The organism is Micromonospora sp. S-DT3-3-22 (assembly GCF_015354745.1).
Taxonomy (GTDB): domain Bacteria; phylum Actinomycetota; class Actinomycetes; order Mycobacteriales; family Micromonosporaceae; genus Micromonospora; species Micromonospora wenchangensis.
In genome coordinates this window covers 17051-33718 of the sequence record NZ_JACGMO010000037.1, presented here as the reverse complement: position 1 = coordinate 33718, position 16668 = coordinate 17051, and the positions used below count along the sequence as shown (strand labels likewise).

Genomic DNA, 16668 nt, shown 5'->3' with positions numbered 1-16668 from the left:
ACGGAACGGTTCACCCTGCGGGGCAGCGGGCGTCGGCACCGGGCAGGGTCAGGTCGACGAGGTACCTGTCGACCACGGCGACGGTGCACGCGTTGCGCAGGTAGGTGCCGTGGCCCGAGCCCTCGTAGGTGACCAGGCGCCCGTGCCGGCCCAGCTGCCGGGCGACGTGGGTGGCCCAGGCGTAGCCGGTGCGGGGATCGTGCCGGGCGTTGAGCAGCAGCAACGGCGTGCGGGTGTGCACCCGTGGCTCGTGCGGTGGATTCCGGACCGGGGACTGCCAGCCCAGACAGGTGTGCACGGCCAGCAGACCGGCACCGTAGCGGACGTCCGGCGCGACGGCCCCGGCTGCCCGGACCAGGGCCGCGTACTCGTGGTGGTCGCGGACGGCGGCCGGCCAGTCCGCGCAGAAGACCGCCACGGCCACCGGGAGCTTCACCTCGGGCGGCGGCATGCCGGCGGCCATGTCCCGGACGGCCTCGGCCAGCTGCGGGAAGCGGGGGCCGGCGAGCATCCCGAGGGCCACGGCGGTGACGTCGAAGGCGGTGCGCGGGGCGTACCCGTCGTTGTCGGCGCGAGCCAGCACCGCAGCCCAGACCGCCCGGACGTCCCGGCCGTGCAGCACGCACCCGGGCGAGCTGTCGCACCAGGCCACGAACTCGTCGAAGGCGTCCTGGAGCGCCGCCGCCTGGGTACGGACGAAGGACCGCACGTCCAGGCTGTGGTCGAACACGCCCTCCAGCACCACGGCCCGTACCCGGTCGGGATACCGCTCGGCGTACTGCTGACCCAGCAGCGTGCCGTACGAGCTGCCGTGGAAGGTCAGCCGCCGCTCACCCAACGCACGCCGCAGCGCCTCCAGGTCGTGCACCGTGCTGAGCGTGTCGGCGTACCCGAACACCGGGCTGGTCGGACGACACCGGTTCCACAACGCCCGGTTGTAGGCCACCGCGGCGTCGAAATCGGCCTGGCCGGTCAGCACGACGGGCGGCCTGCGCAGCTCCGGGTCGGGAGCGCAGACCGGGGCGGCGCTGCGGGCCACCGTACGCGGATCGAAGCTGACCAGGTCGAACCGGTCCAGCAGCTCGTCGCTGAACCGGTCCCCCCGGCGGATGCGTTCCACTCCCGAGTCCCCGGGGCCGCCCGGCCCGAACACCAGCGTGCCCACCCGCTGCTCCGCCACCCGGGCGGTCCGACGGGCCACGACGAGCGTGAACGTGCGCCCGTCCGGCCTGGCCCAGTCCACCGGCAGGCGCAGCGGGGCGCACCGCACGCGCGGGTCGGGTGGCACGTCGGGCAGATCGTCGGGACACCCACCCCAGCTCAGGCCCGGCGGTGGCCCGGGACGCGCATGGGCCACCGCCGGGAGACCGGCGAGGACGGTGAACACGGCGACGACGACGGTCACGGTACGAAGGAACACGGCGGACCTCCCGGGCTGTGGCTACCCGTCCACCCTGGACGCCCTGCCTACCCGAGCCGTATGCGGAAGAACCCGGATTTCGTCCCTGATGTTGCGTTCCGACTACCTCGACGGGGTGATGAGTTCGTCGGTGATCCAGTGGGCGACGCCGGCGGGATACGGCGGCGTCAACCCGAGGATCACGTGGCCGAAACCGGCGGCGGTCGCCGCGCCGATCGCCGCCCGGGTCTCCTCGGGCCGGTCGTAGCGGACCGGCAGGTGGATCGAGCGGGTGATCGAGGCGGGATCCCGGCCGATCTCGACGCAGTAGCGGTCCAGCAGCGCGCTGCGCGCGGCCACGTCCCCGATGTCCCCACCACCGGGGACGTTCCACACGTCGGCGTGCTCGGCGACCACCCGGAGCAGGGCCGACGAGCGTCCGCCGATGACGATCGGCGGGTACGGCCGCTGCACCGGCTTCGGATTGCCGTAGGCCCCGGTCAACCGCACGTGCTCGCCGTGGAAGTCGAACGGCGCGTCCTCGGTCCACAGCCGCCTGATGACCGTGCACGCCTCGGCGAGGCTCTGCACCGAGTGGGTGAAGTCGTGGTAGGGCAGGCCGTGCGCGGTGTACTCGCGGCGGGCCGCCGGATGACCGGGGCGGGAGCCGGCGCCGATGCCGAAGTCGAGTCGTCCGCCGGAGACGATGTCGACGGTCGTGGCGATCTTGGCGAGCATCGCCGGGGGCCGGAACCGGTTGCTGGTGACCAGCAGGCCGAGGCGCAGCCGGCGGGTCCGGGCGGCGAGGGCCGAGAGCAGCGTCCAGCCCTCGTACGCCGGCCCGTCCGGGTCGCCGCCGATCGGCATCAGGTGGTCGAAGAGCCAGGCGTGCGCGATCTCGGGGATGTCGTCCGCCTCGCGCCAGACCCGCAGCACGTCGTGGTAGTGGACCTGCATCGGTGCGGTCATGATCCCGAAGCGGATGGGGGTGGGGTGCGGCATGTTCCGTCCTTCCTGATCCGGCGCCAGCGTCACGCCGCGGTTCCGGTTCGGGTCCGTGGCGCCGGGCGTCGGTGTCGGGCCGAGGTTCCGGTGCTCAGCGGCGGCGCAGCGCCGGGTCGAGCAGGGCCGGCGGGGTGTCGTGCTTCTCGTCGGGGGCCAGGTCGACGCCGGGGGCGACGATGGCGTCGATGGCGTCGAGCACGTCGGCGGTGAGCACGGTGTCGGCGGCGGCGAGTTGGCTGTGCAGGTGCTCCGGCGTACGGGGGCCGATGATCGCGCTGGTCACGGCGGGGTGCGCGGTGACGAAGCCGAGCGCGAGCTGGATCAGGGTGAGCCCGGCCTCCTCGGCGACCTTGGCGAGCTGCTCGACGGCGTCGAGCCGGGCCCGGTTGGCGGCGACGGTGAGGTCGAATCGGCCGGGCAGGACGTCGGCCCGGTGGGTGGTGATCTCCCGGCCCGCCCGGACCGCGCCCGACAGCCATCCCGAGGCGAGCGGGCTCCAGGCGAGCACGCCCAGGCCGTACTGCGCGGTGACGGGCAGGACTTGGGTCTCGATGCCGCGTTGCAGGATCGAGTAGCTGGGCTGCTCGGTGACGTACCGGCCCAGGTGGTGTTCCCGGGCGGCCCACTCGGCCTGCACGAGCCGGTACGCGGGGAACGTCGAGCAGCCGAAGTAGCGGATCTTGCCGGCCCGCTGGAGGTCGGTGAGCGCGGACAGCGTCTCCTCGTCGCTGGTCGTCGGGTCCCAGCGGTGGACCTGGTAGAGGTCGATGTGGTCGACGCCGAGCCGGCGCAGGCTGTCGTCGAGCGCGGTGTGCAGCCAGCGGCGGGAGGTGCCCCGGTGGTTGCGTTCGTCGCCCATCGGCAGGGCGGCCTTGGTGGCCAGCACGATGTCGTCGCGGCGGCCGACGATGGCCCGGCCGACCAGTTCCTCCGACTCGCCCTGGCTGTACCGGTCGGCGGTGTCGATCAGATTGATCCCGCCTTCCAGGGCGGCGTCGACGATCGCGGTGGCCTCGGCCTGACCGGTGCGGCCGATGGCGCCGAAGTTCATCGCGCCGAGCACGAGGGTGCTGACCTGGACGCCGGTGCGGCCGAGGGTGCGGTACTGCATGAGGGTTTCCTCCACGGGGTGACGGTGACGGGCCGGTGCCGCCGGGGACCACGGCGCGTGTGGACGCGCTGTGGGTTGAGGGGGGAGGGGAGGGGCGTGGCTGGTCGCCGGCCGTCCGGCTCTGGCATCATGAGGCAAGCGGAACCTTGTTCCGCTCCGAACTATACGGAACGCCGTTCCGTTTGCCAAGGGAGTCCGGAGGTGACGGCGCGATGGTCGACGGCGGACCGGGGTCGCCCACCCCACCCGGACGCACCGGCGCGCCCCGGAAGCGGGCCGACGCCCGGCGCAACGAGGCGACCCTGCTGGAGGCGGCCGCCGCGGCCTTCCTCGACGCCGGTGTCGACGTGCCGGTACGCGACATCGCCGCGCGGGCCGGCGTCGGCGTCGGCACCATCTACCGCCACTTCCCGACCCGGGCCGACCTGATCGTCGGGGTCTACCGGCACCAGGTGCAGGCGTGCGCCGAGGCCGCGCCGACCCTGCTCGCCGACAGCGACACGCCGCACGCCGCCCTGACCACCTGGATCGACCAGTTCGTCGACTTCCTGGTCACCAAGCACGGCCTCGCCGGGGCGATGAACGCCGACACCGCCGCCTTCGAGACGCTGCACGGGTACTTCCTCGACCACCTCGTCCCCGCCTGCGCCCGCCTGCTCGACGCCGCCGCCGCGGCCGGCGAGATCCGCCCCGGCACCGATCCCCGGGAACTGCTGTTCGCCGTCGGCAACCTCTGCGCCGGCCGCGCCCCCTACTACGACGCCCGCCGGATGGTCGGGCTCCTCGTCGCGGGGCTGCGGCTGCGCTGAGCGGCGACGCCCGGTGGCCGGGTGCCGCCCCTGACGTCGACGTCGTCCGCCGGGCCAGGCCGGGCGGGGGCGGATCAGCGCGCGTAGTGCGCGGCGACCGCGGCGAACGCGGCCTTCGGTTCCCAGGGCAGGCCGGGGTACGTCGCACCGGTGCGCCCGTCGAGCACCTTGACGATCCCGGGGCTGGCGAGGTCGAGGTCGTCGCGCGGGTCGCCGTCCGGTCGGTGCGGGAGGCTGGGCAGCGCGAAGAGGTGGACGAAGGCGCTGTCGACGCCCTCGCTGTCGAAGATGTCGAGCAGCTCGCTCAGGTACGCGGCCTGGCCGGGCTCGTCGCGCTCGTACACCCCGTCGAGCCGGTCGGGCCTGCCGCTCGGGTCGTACTCGATGATCTCCATGCTGCGGGGTGCGACGTCACCCGCGCCGCGCCAGGTGGCGGTGCCGAAGCCGGTGACGGCGACCGGTTTGGGCTGGTCGACGAGCCGGCGTACGCCGTCGCGGAACTGGCCGGCGACCTCGGCGGACCGGATCAGTTCGACCGTCACCACGTCGAACAGGTCCCAGTCGACGCCCTCGAACGGGATCGCGGCGTAGGTGACCCTCCCGTGGAAGCGTTCGCGCACCGCCGCCACGGTGGTGCGCAGGAACGCGTCGAGGCGGGTGCGGACCCCGGCGATGCGCTCGGCCCGGCCGTCCGGGTCGGTGAACAGGTGGCCGAGCCGGTCCGCGAGGCGCTCCCCGTCGATGAAGCCACGGTTCATGATGCTCAGCTCGGCGCCGGTGACGAAGACGATCTCGGCCCCCGCCGCGCGGAGCCGCTCGGCCCGCTCGGCGCAGTCGAGGAACAGGGCGCGGATCAGGTCGGGTTCCAGCTCCAGGGGGTACGGCGAGAACCAGACCTCCAGGCCGAGTTCGGCGGCGGTGTGGGCGGCGGACTCCAGCCGCCCGGGATCACCGCCGACCAGGTGGACGGCGGTGCAGTGCAGGTCGTCGCGGATGATGGCCAGCTCCCGCCGGACCACCTCGGGGTCCCAGTGCGGCACCGAGCTGACGCCGTCGGTGACGAAGCCGGTGTCGTAGGCCATGCCCTTGGCACGCATGTCGGTCCCTTTCGGTCGTGGTGCTCCCGGAGTTCGGAGGGACCGTAGCATATTTTTGCGTGCGCGCAATTTTGCGTGCACGTACCGTATGTGCGACAGTGGCACCGTGACCGGTCCATCGACGTTGCGGGAACGCAAGAAGCGGGCCACCCGGGAGGCCCTCCAGGCGGCGGCGCTGCGCCTCGCCCTGGAACGGGGGCCGGACAACGTCCGGGTCGAGGAGATCGCCCAGGCGGCAGGGGTGTCGACCCGGACCTACAACAACTACTTCCCGAGCCGGGAGCAGGCCATCGTCGCCGGGGTCGCCGCCGACCGCGCGGCCGGCGTCGCGGCGGCCGTGCTCGCCCGGCCGGCGGGGGTCGGCCTCGCCGACGCGGTCGTCGACGCCGTCGTGGGCCTGTACGCCGACCCCGGCGACCAGCCGCCCACCGCGTTGCTGATGATCGCCGCCAGCCCCACGCTGCGCGCCTGCTACGTCGAGGCCGTCACCACGTTCGAGGAACCCCTGGCCGGGGCGGTCACCGCCCGCTGTCCCGGCATCGGACCACTGGCCGCCCAGGTGCTCGCCGCCGCGGTCGGCGCGGCGGCCCGGGTGGCGCTGCGGCAGTGGCTGCACGGCACGAGCGAGGTGCCGTCGATGGCCGGTTTCGTGGTGCCGTCCGCGCCGCTGCCGGACCTCGTCCGGGCCGCGCTGCTGCCGCTGGCCCCGGCGCTCGACGCCGCCGCGCCCTGACCCACCGCGGCGGTGGACCCCCGCCCCCGCCGGGTGGGAGCCGGTCGCGCGTGGTGCCGACGCGCGGTCCGGTCCCGACCCGACGGGAACGGGTGTCCGGGGTGGACGGGACCGGACCGGTCCCGACCCGCCGGGGCGGACGCCCCGGGTGAGGTGGTCAGGTACGCGACAGGGCGCGGTCACTGACCGAGGACTGGAGCCCGAACTGCCGGGCCCGGCGCTCGGCGAAATCGGTCAGGCCCTGACTGTCGGCGTAGTCGAGGCTGTAGAGGTCCAGCTCCAACTGGAGCAGCTGCTCGGCGATCTGGGCGTGGAACTCCAGCACGTCGGGCGGCCACGGCGCGTAGCCCTGGTCGGTCCACCGGGCCGAGAACGACTCGAAGACGATCCCGTCGACGATCTCGGCCAGCCGGGGCAGCATGCCGAAACCCCGGTTCGCCAGCAGGTACGCCGGCTCCGCCTCCTCCCGGATCGCGGCGACCAGGGTGAGCAGGTGCGGCACGTCCTCCGGGAAGGTCAGCTCGACGTTGAGCGTGTCCAGGAACAGCCCGGCGAACCCCTGCGCGATCGCCTGCTTCGCCTGCCCCACCACGTGCGACACCCACAGCGGATGGTCGACGTGGACGAACGCGCCACCCCAGTCCGGGTTGCGTTCCTGCCGCTGCCAGGGCGCGGGCGGCCCCTGGTCCTCCGACAGCGACAGATAGCCGAGGGTCTGCACGTCCTGTGCCGCGAGGTAGCGCAGCTCGGCCGGACGGTAGAAGTCCGGTTGCAGCACCACCCGTACGTAGCGGGTCAGTTCGGGCAGGCGGCCGTCGCCGTAGTAGAAGCAGATGGGGCGGCGGCTCATCACGTCCACCCGTGTTCCCGGTACCAGGCGAACGTGCTGCGGACCCCCTCCTCCAGGCTGACGCCCGGCTCGTAGCCGGTCAGCGCGCGCAGCCGGGACAGGTCCGGGCAGCGGCGGGCGACCGATCCCGGCGGCGCGCTCTCGGGCGCGATGGCGGGGCTCACCCCGGCCACCCGCAGGACCAGCTTCGCCAGGTCGCCGATGTTGGTCTCCTCGCGGTCGTTGCCGATGTGCACGATCTGCCCGGCGGCGGCCGGTGCCGCCATCAGCCGCACCATCGCCTCGACCGCGTCGTCGACGTGGCAGAACGCCCGGAACTGGTCGGCCCCGGGGACGGGGAACGGGTCGGCCCCGCGCAGGGCGCGCAGCGACATCTCCGGGATGACGTGGTCGGCACCCATCCGGGGGCCGTACACGTTGTGGAACCGGCCCACCACGGTCTCGAACCCCCGGGCCCGCGCCGTGTGCAGGAAGGCGGCCTCGCCGAGCAGCTTGCTGGCCGCGTACGCGAACCGTGGCGCGGCGATGTCGGAGATCATCGGCGGCACGGTCTCGTCCGTCGGCACCGGCACCACCCCGGCGGTCACGCCCCCGGCGTAGACCTCGCTGGTGGAGGCGAAGAAGACCCGCTCGCCCGGGGCCACCCAGTCGAGCAGGTGCAGCGCCGACAGGGTGTTGACCCGGATCACCCGGGCCGGGTCCTGCTCCACGTTGCGCACGCCGACCACGGCGGCGAGCAGGTAGATCTGGTCCCAGCCGGTGGGCAGCGCGGCCCAGGTGTCCGGGTCGGTCAGATCGCCGGAGACCACCTGCACGGCCGGGTCGGCGCGCAGCCGGTCCAGGTCGGCGTCGTCGCGGCCCCGGGAGAAGTCGTCCACGATGGTCACCCGGTGCCCGTCGGCGACGAGCCGGCGGGCCAGGTGCAGGCCGATGAAGCCGGCCCCGCCGAGCAGCAGCGCCCTCATGCCGACACCGCCCCGGCGGTCGCCGCGCCCGCACCGGCCGCCCCGGCGGGGGCGGGTGGCAGGTACCCCAGCCCGGCGTAGCGGACCCCGGCGGCCAGCACCGCGTCGGCGTCGAGCACCCGCCACGAGTCGTAGACGAACGCCGGTGGCGTCGCGCCGAGCACCTCCGGCACCCGCAACGCCCGGTAGTCCGGGTGGTCGTTGATGATCAGGACGGCGTCCGCCTCGGTGAACGCCTTGTCCAGGCTGACCGGTTCGCCGCCGTACTGGCGGATCACGTCGTCGGTGACCATCGGGTCGTGGCCGAGGACGGTGACCCCGGCGGCGGAGAACACCCGCATCATCGGCTCGATCGGGGTGCCGCGCATGTCGTCGGTCGCCGGCCAGCCCTTGTACGCCCAGCCGAGCACCGCCAGCCGGGCACCGAGGCTGCGTCCGCGCGCCTCGACGAGCATCCGGACGACCGTCTCACCGACGTGGATCGGCAGGTACTCGTTGAGCTGGCGGGCCTTGCCGACGAGGAACGGCCGGCGGTCACCCGCGCTGTCGATCATGATGTACGGGTCCTTGGAGAGGCAGCCGCCGCCCACGTACCCGGGCTTGGCGAGATCGGGGCGCGGGTAGTCGACGTTGGCCGCCCGGATCACCTCCAGCGGGTCGAGGCCGTGCCGCTCGGCGACCAGCGCGATCTCGTTGCCGAACGCGTAGATCAGGTCGGTGTGGCAGTTGTTGGACAGCTTCACCAGCTCGGCGGCCTCCAGGCTGGAGACCGGGACGATGGTGCGGACCAGCCCGTTGAAGAACTCCGTCGCGGCGAGCAGGCTGTCGTCGTCCAGCCCGCCGATCACCTGCGGCAGCTCCACCAGCTCCCGCAGCGCCTGCCCCTGGATGGTGCGCTCCGGGGCCATCACCAGCTTCACCCGCTCGCCCCAGGCGGCCTGGAGCTCCGGCAGCACCACCCGGCGGCTGGTGCCCACCGGCACCGTGCTGCGGACCACCACCAGGGTGTCCGGCCGGCAGCTCGCCGCCACCACCCGGGCGGCGGCGGCCAGGTTCGCCAGGTTGGGCCGGTGGGTCATGTTGTCCACCGGCGTCGACACGCTGATCACCGCCACGTCGACGGTGTCCCTGGGCAGGTCGGCGGCGACGTGGATGCGCGTGCCGAGGTGGGCGGCGAAGACCTCCTCGATGCCCGGCTCGAAGATGTGCGGCCGGCCGTGCGACAGCGCGTCCAGCACCGCCGGTGACACGTCCGCGCCGTACACCGTGAAGCCCTTGTCGGCGAGGGCGGCGGTGAGGGTGAGCCCCACGTAGCCCAGGCCCACGACCCCGATCTTCATGCTCATCTGCTGTCCTCTCGTGTGCGGGTGTGTCGTGAAGGGGAGCGGTCCGCCGGGCTCACCGCGCCTCGCCGGCGGCCCAGATGTCCTTGATCGACGTCGCCAGGTCACGCACCGGCGACCAGCCCAGCCCGGCGGCCCGACCGATGTCGGCCTGGATCCAGTCGACCGCCTGCGAGCGCTGCGGCCCGGACCCGGCCTCGCGGACCCGGCCCCGGTAACCCGCCGCCTCGGCCAGCAGCGCGACCGCCTCCCGGGCGGTGACGGCCCGGCCGCTGCCGGCGTTGACGACCCGGTGCCGCAGCGTCGGCGCGAGGACCGCCGCGACGATCAGCGCGGCCAGGTCCCGTACGTCGACGAAGTCCCGGTACGCCGACAGCGGCCCCAGGGTGATCTCGGCGGCCCCGTCGTCCAGGGCGGCCCGCAGCCGGGCCGCCGCCCGACCGAGCAGGTTCTCCTGCGACATGCCGGGGCCGATCGGGTTGAACACCCGCAGCGAGACCGCGTCGACGTCGCCGGCCTCCCCGGCGAGCTGGAACAGCCGGGTACCGGCCAGGTGGCTGACGCCGTACGCGCTGACCGGCCGGGCCGGGTCGTCCTCGGTGACCGGGACCCGGTCCGGCACCGGCCCGTACTCGCCGGCCGAGCCGAGCCGGACCAGCCGGGCCCGGGGTGCCGCGGCGGCGGTCGCCTCCAGCAGCTTCGCCGCGACCAGGGTGTTCGCCGTGACCAACTGCCCGGCGGAGCCGGTGAGGGCGCCCACGCAGTTGACCACCGCGTCCGGGGCGACCTCCCGCAGCAGCCCGGCCAGCGCGTCCGGCGTGCTGTCGAGCAGGTCGAGGGTGGTCCGTCCGGGACAGACCACCTCGGTCACCCGGGGGTCCGCCGTCAGCGCGTCGCGGGCGTGTCCGCCGATGAACCCGGACGCCCCGAACAGCAGCACCCGGGTCACGTCAGCTCCCCGGCGCCCACCACGCCCGTCAGGTCGACGGCCAGCGGCTCGCCGACGGCCCCCACCGGCTCGCCGACGGGCACCTCCACCGGGGCCGGCCCGGCCGGCAACAGGATCGGCTTGAGCTGGTGGAACGACCGGTTCGCCTCGTCGTAGTCCTCCGGCCGCCCGATGTCCAGCCAGAACCCGTCGAACGGGTACGTCATCGGCGGGTCGCCGCCCGCGAGCAGGTCCAGCACGAGCTGGTCGAAGCCGAGGGCCAACCCGGCCGGGTAGGGCTCCAGGGTCCGCCGGGACATCCCGTAGACGCCCATGCTGACCGGGTAGCGCAGCGCCGGCTTCTCCCGGAACCCGACGACCCGGCCGGCGTCCACGTCGAGCACGCCGAAGTCGATCCGGTGCACCCGTTCGGACGTCGCCAGGGTCAGCCCGGCCCCGGAGAGCTGGTGGGTGCGCAGCAGGTCGCCGTAGTCCAGGTCGGTGAGGACGTCCCCGTTCATCACCAGGAACTCGTCGGGCAGCCGGTCCTTGAGGCCGAACAGCGGGCCGACCGTGGACAGCGGCCGGTCCTCCTCGATGTAGTCGATGGTCAGCCCCCACCGGTTGCCGTCGCCCACGAACGCCCGGATCAGCGGGCCGAGATGGTTGATCGCCAGGGTCACCGAGGTGAACCCGCGCGAGGCGAGCTGGTCGAGCACGATCTGCAGGATCGAGTGGCTGTCCCCGATCGGCATCAGGGGTTTCGGCAGCGTCGTCGTGTACGGCCGGAGCCGCACCCCTTTGCCACCGGCAAGGATCACCGCGTGCAACCGGACCTCCCCATAGGTCTCAAGTGGACTATCGGTAGTGCCGAACCTGCCCGATCACCGGAACCAGACCGAGCGCGAACAGCGCCTGGAGCAGCAGCACGCTGCCCAGGTAGAGCGAGGTGTCGGTGACCGCGCCGCCGACCTGCCCGAGCAGCGGGGCGACGCCGAGCAGCGCGCCGACGCCGACGTGCAGCACGATCACGACGGTCATCGACAGGCACAGCCAGCCGTACCGGCCCTGACCGGCCAGCAGGAACGCCAGGTAGTACGCCCCGGCGAGAGCGACGTGGGCGGCCGTCATCACCACCCCGGCGGTGGACAGCACGCCGGCCCGGCCGAGCGCGACGAGCAGCAGCACCCCGAGCACCGCCGGCACCGCGAGGCAGAACGCGACCTCCCGGCCGATGGTGCGCCAGATCCCGACGACGAAGGCGCGCGGGAGCCGGGCCCGCCGGGACAGGGCGACCCCGCTCGCCCAGAACCGGCTGGTCCGCCACTCGACGAACCCCATGGACAGGATCAGCGGCACCGCCGACGCCGCGACGTCCCACTGACCCAGCAGGTAGGGCGCCTGCGCGTGGAAGAGCAGCGTCGCCGAGCAGAGCCCGTACCCGGCGACGCCGAGCAGGGCGGGCCGCGCCGGCCAGAGCGGGTCGCGGGGGGCCGGCTCCGTCGACCGGGCGGCGGCCCGGGTGGCCCACAGCCCGGCGACGAACGCGGCCAGCACGCCGAGGGCCGCCGCGCCCACCGCCCAGCGCCGTGCCGTCACCCCGCCGTCGACCAGGAACACCCCGCTGGCCAGGACGGCCGGGACCAGCGCGGCGGCCAGCCACCCCTCTCGCCGGTAGAAGATCAGCAGCGTGCTGGCCAGCTGGTAGGCCAGTTGGCAGACCATCATCGCGGCCAGCGGCAGCCCGCCGTACGGCAGCATCAGGGCACCGGTGGCCAGGCCGAGCAGCACAGCGGTCAGGGCGGCGATCCGCAGCACCCGGCTGGCCGAGCGGGCCCGGCCCAGGCCGAGCAGGCGGAACGCCGCGTAGGCGACCACCCCCGACCAGACCCAGCCGACCGTGCCGGCGAGGATCATCCCGGCCACCAGTCCCGAGCGTCCCACCACCGACAGGACGGCCGGGAACGCGGCGCTCGGCAGCACGTACAGCAGGCCGTGGGAGATCGTCCGCAGGTCGCCCCGCCGGTCCCGGCCGGCCCCCGGCGTGGCGGCCGGCCGCTGCTCGACCGCCGGGGCCGGGCCCAACCGTCGGAACACCTCGGAGGCGAGGACGAAGACGTCGCGGTAGCCGTACTCGACCTGGGCGCCCCGGTCGGTGTGCCCGTCCGCCTCCAGGGCGGCGGCGACCTGGAGCGCGTCCACCGCGCGGACCAACCGGGGCCGGACCCGCTCGACCAGGTCGTCCACCGGGTCGGTGGAGATCCGGGGCAGCAGGATGGTGCGTTCGGGGCTGTCGGACGGCCCCGGCTCGGTCGTCATCGTGGCGACGGGGCGGAACAACGGATCGGTGACGTCCGGGTCGGTGGCCTCGGTCATCAGCGGCCACCGGTGGTACGCATGATGGCGATCGTGGTTTCGTCGTCGTCCGGCCCCGGCGCGGCCGGCTGCGGCAGCTCCGGCGCGGCCGAGTTCGGGTCGTGGCGGGTCCGGTACGCCGCCGCCGAGTACTGCTCGGGCCCCCGCTGGCGGGGCACCCGCCCGGCCAGCGGCGACACCTCGGGCCGGACGGCGGCGGGCGTCGGCTCGGGGCGGACGGCGGCCGGCGGCATGGCGACGGGGGCCACCTCGGGCCGGACCGTGGGCGCGGCGGGGCGGGCGGTGACGGACGCCACCCCGGGCCGGGTCGGCCGGTTCGGGACCCGGACGAAGCCCTGGGCCTGACCGCGCAGGTGCTTCGGCGCGGGCGACGTCCCGCGCGGCGCGGCCAGCCCCTCGTAGATGTCGCGGTACGCCTGCAACGACCGTTGCAGGGTGAACCGCTCCAGCACCCGTTCCCGGGCGGTCGCCCCCAGCCGCAGCCGCAGCTCCCGGTCGTTGAGCATCCTGACGCAGGCGGCGGCGATCGCGGCGACGTCGCGCGGCGCGACGACGAAGCCGGTGTCACCGACCGCCTCGGCGACCCCGCCGACGTTGGTGCACACCGTCGGCCGGCCGCACGCCATCGCCTCCACCACGGTGTAGGGGAAGCCCTCGGAGATGCTGGTCAGCGCCACCAGGCTGCCCGCGTGATACGCCTCGACGGCGCTGCCGACCCGCCCCTCCAGGACGGCGTGGCCGGTCAGCCCGAGTTCGTCGATCAGCGCCTCGCAGCTTTCGTGGTAGACCTTGTTGGCGGCCGGCGTGCCGCCGAAGATGCGCAGCCGGGCGTTCGGGATCTCGGCCCGGACCAGCGCGAACGCCCGGATCAGGGTGTGCAGGTCCTTCAGCGGGTCGATCCGGCCCATGAACGAGATGGTCGGCACGTCCGGCTCGCCGGCGGCGGGCGGGAACTCGTCCGGGTCGACGCCGTTGTACATCGTCCACATCCGCTCGGGGTCGGCGCCGTTGTGCAGCTGCCAGCGCCGGTTGTACTGCGAGTGCGGGGCGAGCGCGCCGGTGATCAGGTAGGCCGCACCGGCGAGCGAGCGGAAGAAGCTCAGCACCAGCACCCGGACCGGGTGCGGCGCGTCGTCGTGCAGGTAGGAGATGTAGCGTTCGCGCAGGTAGATGCCGTGCTCCGAGAGCACCAGCGGGGTGCCGTACGTCCAGGTGGCCGCCATCCCGACGAGCGTGGCGAGACCGTTCATCGACGAGTGCACGATGTCGGCGCGGACCGGTGGCGCGCTCAACGGCCGGAGCATGTGCGAGATGAGCCAGGCCGCCTCCAGCGCGTCGGCGACGGTGGGCGCGGGTCCGGTCTCCTCGACCCGCAGCGTGTGCCAGGCCTCCAGCATCATCCGCAGCGCCTCGTTGGACAGCAGGGCAGCGCCCAGGTCACCGCCGCCGGAGGCGTACTCGAACATGCCGCGCAGGGCGAGCAGGAAGGTGCTCCGGTTGACCGCCCCGGCCTGGGAGCGGGTCGACTCCAGGGGGGTGACCAGGGCGCGCAGGAACACCTCGTAGGACTGCATGAACTCGGTGCCGGGCCGCCCGGAGGGGACCAGCACCCCCCGCCGGGGGCGGCGGCCTGTCGGCCGGCCGCCCCACAACGGGATCGAGTGCACGCGGTCGAGGTTGGCCGGCCGGTCGAACACCGGCTCCTCGGTGCCGTCCACGGTGAGCGCCACGACCTCCCACCGGTAGTCCGGCATTCCCCGGATGAGCTGTTCGCACCAGATGCTCACCCCACCCATCGCGTACGGGTAGGTGCCCTCCGAGACCAGCGCGATCCGCACCGGTTTCCCCCGTTCCTCTGTGCTTGTCTGAGCCGTCCCGCGCTACGCGCGGGGAGCGGCGGTGAACGTCACGGCGGTGTTCGCCGCCAGCGTCACCGGGACGGTGACGTCGGTGCCGTAGGTGCCGGCGCCGGCGGTGGACGCGGCCACGCCACCGAGTTGCAGCGAGCCGGCGGCCGGCGAGGTCACCGTGATCTCCCCGGTGGTCCGGTCGTAGATCGCCGACGCCCCGGCGGTCAGCGCCGCGAAGTGGGCCGTGCGGGTCCGGGTGTAGGCGGCGATGTCGGTCCACGCCGAGTTGAGCAGCGGCACCGAGTAGAGCGAGTCGTACTTGGTCAGCACCGCGCCGACCCAGTCGGTGAGCAGGCTGTCGCCCGAGCCGTAGTCACGCACGTTGGCGATGTGGAACGTGTGCGAGTAGATCGAGCCGGACGACACGTGCTGCAACCCCACCGTGGACTCGTAGTCCAGGACCTGGGCGTAGGTGCGGTCGGTGGGCCAGTACGGGAAGAGGCCGTTCGGGCCGTAGAAGGAGTTGTAGAAGTGCGCCTCCTCCGCCTGGTTGGTGGTGTGGTAGGCGATGTTCGTCGGCCAGCACGGCACCACCGCGATGCTCGGGTCCATCGGGTGCGCGGTGGACCCGTTGAAGTTCGCCGGCACGTGGCTGGCGAACGACATGTTGCCGGCCAGCGTGGTGATGCCGAGGTCCCCGGCCGCCTCGATCAGGTCCGGGTTGGACGCGGTGAGGCCGTGGTCGGTGAGCACGCCGCTGGAGTTGTTGTAGACGCCGAGGCCGGAGTACTCGGGGGTCTTGAGCACGGTGGCCGGCGGGTTCAGCCCGATGGCGGTGCCCGCGGTCTGGTTCTCGCTGATCTCTTCGTGGTTGGTGGCGTAGTCCGTGGTGTTCAGCGCCGGGTGGCTCAACGTGTGGTTGATCCACCGGAAGTTGTTCTTCAGGCACTTCGTGGTGGCGGTGAGGGTGTTGGCATCCCCGTTGGGGCTGCACGTGTTGCCGGCAAACGGGTCGATCTGCGCGCCGTTGTAGGGGATGTTGAAGGTGAAGCCCGAGGCCAGCGGGTGCGCGGTGCGCAGCGCGGTCTGCTTCGCGTCGAGGTTGACCGCGTCGTGCCCGGTGACCCGGATCGCGGGGCCGTAGTCGACGGTCCCGTCGTCCATGTAGTGGGCCGAGGCGGCGAACCAGTCGTCGATGTCGACGTTGAGGTGGTGCTTCTGCTCACCGAGGAACAGGCCCTTGGTCGCCCACCGGAACAGGCCGTAGACCAGCAGGTCCGCGTGGAGGAGGTACTGGTTCGCGGTGAAGGTCAGCGCGATCCGCTCCCGGCCGTCGGTCGACGTGGTGCTCACCGCCAGCACGTCGGAGCCGTTGGTCATCAGGGCCTGGGCGTTGCAGCCGGCCCGGATCGAGGTGCGGTAGACGTACGACTGGGTGATCGGGATCTGGGCGGTGCTCTTCAGGTAGTCGAAGACCGCCGCGCCGCTGCTGGTCAGCGAGACGGGCAGCGGGGTCTCACCGACCGCGCCCTCACCTGCGGAGTTGAGGCAGTAGTCCTCCGGCCAGGTGCCGTAGCTGGTGTAGAGGGCGACCTGGCGCACCTCGAAGTTGCGCTCGTAGGCCCAGAGGGTGTTCCACTCCGTGCTGGTCAGGCCGCTGAGGTAGTTACCGCCCGACTCGTAGAGCTGCATGCTGTTGGTGAGCAGGACCGCGTTGTACTTGCCCACCCCGTTGCCGTCGACCAGCGTGCTCGCCGAGATCGTCTGGGTGGTGGTGTAGAGGATGTCGTAGCTCGCGCCGACCCGGTTGAGGGTGGTGGTGAGCGTGGCCACGCCGAAGTCCGCCGGGTCGGTGGCCAGGATCAGCGCCTTCAGCGCGACCTTGTCGTTGATCGCCTGGGTGCCCACGCCGCCGCTGCGGGCACCCGTCGGTGACGGGGCGACCTTGACGGTGCCGGCCCGGGTGGGCAGCGGGCCGGGACGGGCCTCCTTCTTGCTCGCGATCTGGCCGAGGCCGGGTGCGCTCGGCGGCTGGGCCAGCGTGCCCGGCGCGGCCGGCGGCTGGGCGAGGCCCGGGGTCTGGGTGCCGAGCAGGACCGTGAGTGCGGTCAGCCCGGCGAGGGCGAATCGGTTCGCGCGACGGCGCGCAGGTCCGGTGTGGACCATCTGGTGACCTCCGATGAGGAGATGTGAACAATGCCG

Annotated in this window: 14 protein-coding genes; 2 read left to right on the top strand and 12 right to left on the bottom strand. The window is 73.3% G+C overall.

Going from position 1 to position 16668, the window contains the following annotated elements:
• Positions 1-10 precede the first annotated feature (10 nt).
• From H1A17_RS13405 to H1A17_RS13395, 3 genes are all read right to left on the bottom strand, one after another.
• Positions 11-1420 (bottom strand): alpha/beta hydrolase, encoded by a 1410-nt coding sequence (locus H1A17_RS13405; RefSeq protein ID WP_194821996.1) that lies wholly within the window; start codon positions 1418-1420, stop codon positions 11-13.
• Between the two features lie 102 nt (positions 1421-1522).
• Positions 1523-2401 carry an LLM class flavin-dependent oxidoreductase gene (locus H1A17_RS13400; RefSeq protein WP_194821995.1) on the bottom strand — a complete coding sequence of 293 codons (879 nt, stop codon included), beginning with the start codon at positions 2399-2401 and terminating at the stop codon, positions 1523-1525.
• Positions 2402-2495: 94 nt separating this feature from the next.
• Entirely contained in the window at positions 2496-3515 is a 1020-nt protein-coding gene (locus H1A17_RS13395) for an aldo/keto reductase (RefSeq protein ID WP_194822005.1), read from the bottom strand.
• A 212-nt stretch (positions 3516-3727) separates the two neighbouring features.
• On the opposite strand from H1A17_RS13395, the gene H1A17_RS13390 reads away from it, so the two are divergent.
• A complete protein-coding gene (locus H1A17_RS13390) occupies positions 3728-4324 on the top strand; it encodes a TetR/AcrR family transcriptional regulator (protein WP_145918322.1) in 597 nt (198 codons plus the stop codon).
• 74 nt (positions 4325-4398) lie between these two features.
• Here the strand turns inward: H1A17_RS13390 and H1A17_RS13385 are convergent, their stop codons facing one another.
• Positions 4399-5421, bottom strand: coding sequence for a hypothetical protein (locus tag H1A17_RS13385; protein ID WP_145918323.1), 1023 nt, complete (start codon positions 5419-5421; stop codon positions 4399-4401).
• 106 nt (positions 5422-5527) lie between these two features.
• Between H1A17_RS13385 and H1A17_RS13380 the strand changes: the two genes are divergently transcribed.
• Positions 5528-6154 (top strand): TetR/AcrR family transcriptional regulator, encoded by a 627-nt coding sequence (locus tag H1A17_RS13380; protein WP_145918324.1) that lies wholly within the window; start codon positions 5528-5530, stop codon positions 6152-6154.
• A 157-nt stretch (positions 6155-6311) separates the two neighbouring features.
• Here the strand turns inward: H1A17_RS13380 and H1A17_RS13375 are convergent, their stop codons facing one another.
• The 8 genes from H1A17_RS13375 to H1A17_RS13340 are packed head-to-tail and all read right to left on the bottom strand — an operon-like array spanning position 6312 to position 16632.
• Positions 6312-7004, bottom strand: coding sequence for a hypothetical protein (locus H1A17_RS13375; RefSeq protein ID WP_228543478.1), 693 nt, complete (start codon positions 7002-7004; stop codon positions 6312-6314).
• Positions 7004-7969: an NAD(P)-dependent oxidoreductase gene (locus H1A17_RS13370; protein ID WP_145918325.1), complete on the bottom strand. Its 966-nt coding sequence runs from the start codon at positions 7967-7969 to the stop codon at positions 7004-7006. The genes H1A17_RS13375 and H1A17_RS13370 overlap by 1 nt, the downstream gene beginning before the upstream one ends.
• The gene (locus tag H1A17_RS13365; protein WP_228543477.1) at positions 7966-9315 is read right to left on the bottom strand and encodes a nucleotide sugar dehydrogenase; all 1350 of its coding nucleotides are present in this window, start codon (positions 9313-9315) and stop codon (positions 7966-7968) included. The genes H1A17_RS13370 and H1A17_RS13365 overlap by 4 nt, the downstream gene beginning before the upstream one ends.
• Positions 9316-9367: 52 nt before the next feature.
• Positions 9368-10261, bottom strand: coding sequence for an NAD(P)-dependent oxidoreductase (locus tag H1A17_RS13360; protein ID WP_145918326.1), 894 nt, complete (start codon positions 10259-10261; stop codon positions 9368-9370).
• Positions 10258-11061 (bottom strand): nucleotidyltransferase family protein, encoded by an 804-nt coding sequence (locus H1A17_RS13355; protein ID WP_240762920.1) that lies wholly within the window; start codon positions 11059-11061, stop codon positions 10258-10260. The genes H1A17_RS13360 and H1A17_RS13355 overlap by 4 nt, the downstream gene beginning before the upstream one ends.
• 37 nt (positions 11062-11098) lie before the next feature.
• A complete protein-coding gene (locus H1A17_RS13350) occupies positions 11099-12616 on the bottom strand; it encodes a hypothetical protein (RefSeq protein WP_145918328.1) in 1518 nt (505 codons plus the stop codon).
• Complete coding sequence (gene pelF / locus H1A17_RS13345) at positions 12616-14454, bottom strand: GT4 family glycosyltransferase PelF (RefSeq protein WP_194821993.1); 1839 nt, start codon at positions 14452-14454, stop codon at positions 12616-12618. Before pelF ends, H1A17_RS13350 begins: the two co-directional genes overlap by 1 nt.
• 42 nt (positions 14455-14496) lie before the next feature.
• Complete coding sequence (locus tag H1A17_RS13340; protein WP_168222394.1) at positions 14497-16632, bottom strand: hypothetical protein; 2136 nt, start codon at positions 16630-16632, stop codon at positions 14497-14499.
• Positions 16633-16668 lie beyond the last annotated feature (36 nt).

Coding starts and splice junctions, on each gene's coding strand:
- H1A17_RS13375 (WP_228543478.1), bottom strand. CDS start 7,004: ATGAGCCGCCGCCCCATCTGCTTCTACTACGGCGACGGCCGCCTGCCC.
- H1A17_RS13395 (WP_194822005.1), bottom strand. CDS start 3,515: ATGCAGTACCGCACCCTCGGCCGCACCGGCGTCCAGGTCAGCACCCTC.
- H1A17_RS13370 (WP_145918325.1), bottom strand. CDS start 7,969: ATGAGGGCGCTGCTGCTCGGCGGGGCCGGCTTCATCGGCCTGCACCTG.
- H1A17_RS13340 (WP_168222394.1), bottom strand. CDS start 16,632: ATGGTCCACACCGGACCTGCGCGCCGTCGCGCGAACCGATTCGCCCTC.
- H1A17_RS13400 (WP_194821995.1), bottom strand. CDS start 2,401: ATGCCGCACCCCACCCCCATCCGCTTCGGGATCATGACCGCACCGATG.
- H1A17_RS13350 (WP_145918328.1), bottom strand. CDS start 12,616: ATGACCGAGGCCACCGACCCGGACGTCACCGATCCGTTGTTCCGCCCC.
- H1A17_RS13385 (WP_145918323.1), bottom strand. CDS start 5,421: ATGCGTGCCAAGGGCATGGCCTACGACACCGGCTTCGTCACCGACGGC.
- H1A17_RS13390 (WP_145918322.1), top strand. CDS start 3,728: ATGGTCGACGGCGGACCGGGGTCGCCCACCCCACCCGGACGCACCGGC.
- H1A17_RS13365 (WP_228543477.1), bottom strand. CDS start 9,315: ATGAGCATGAAGATCGGGGTCGTGGGCCTGGGCTACGTGGGGCTCACC.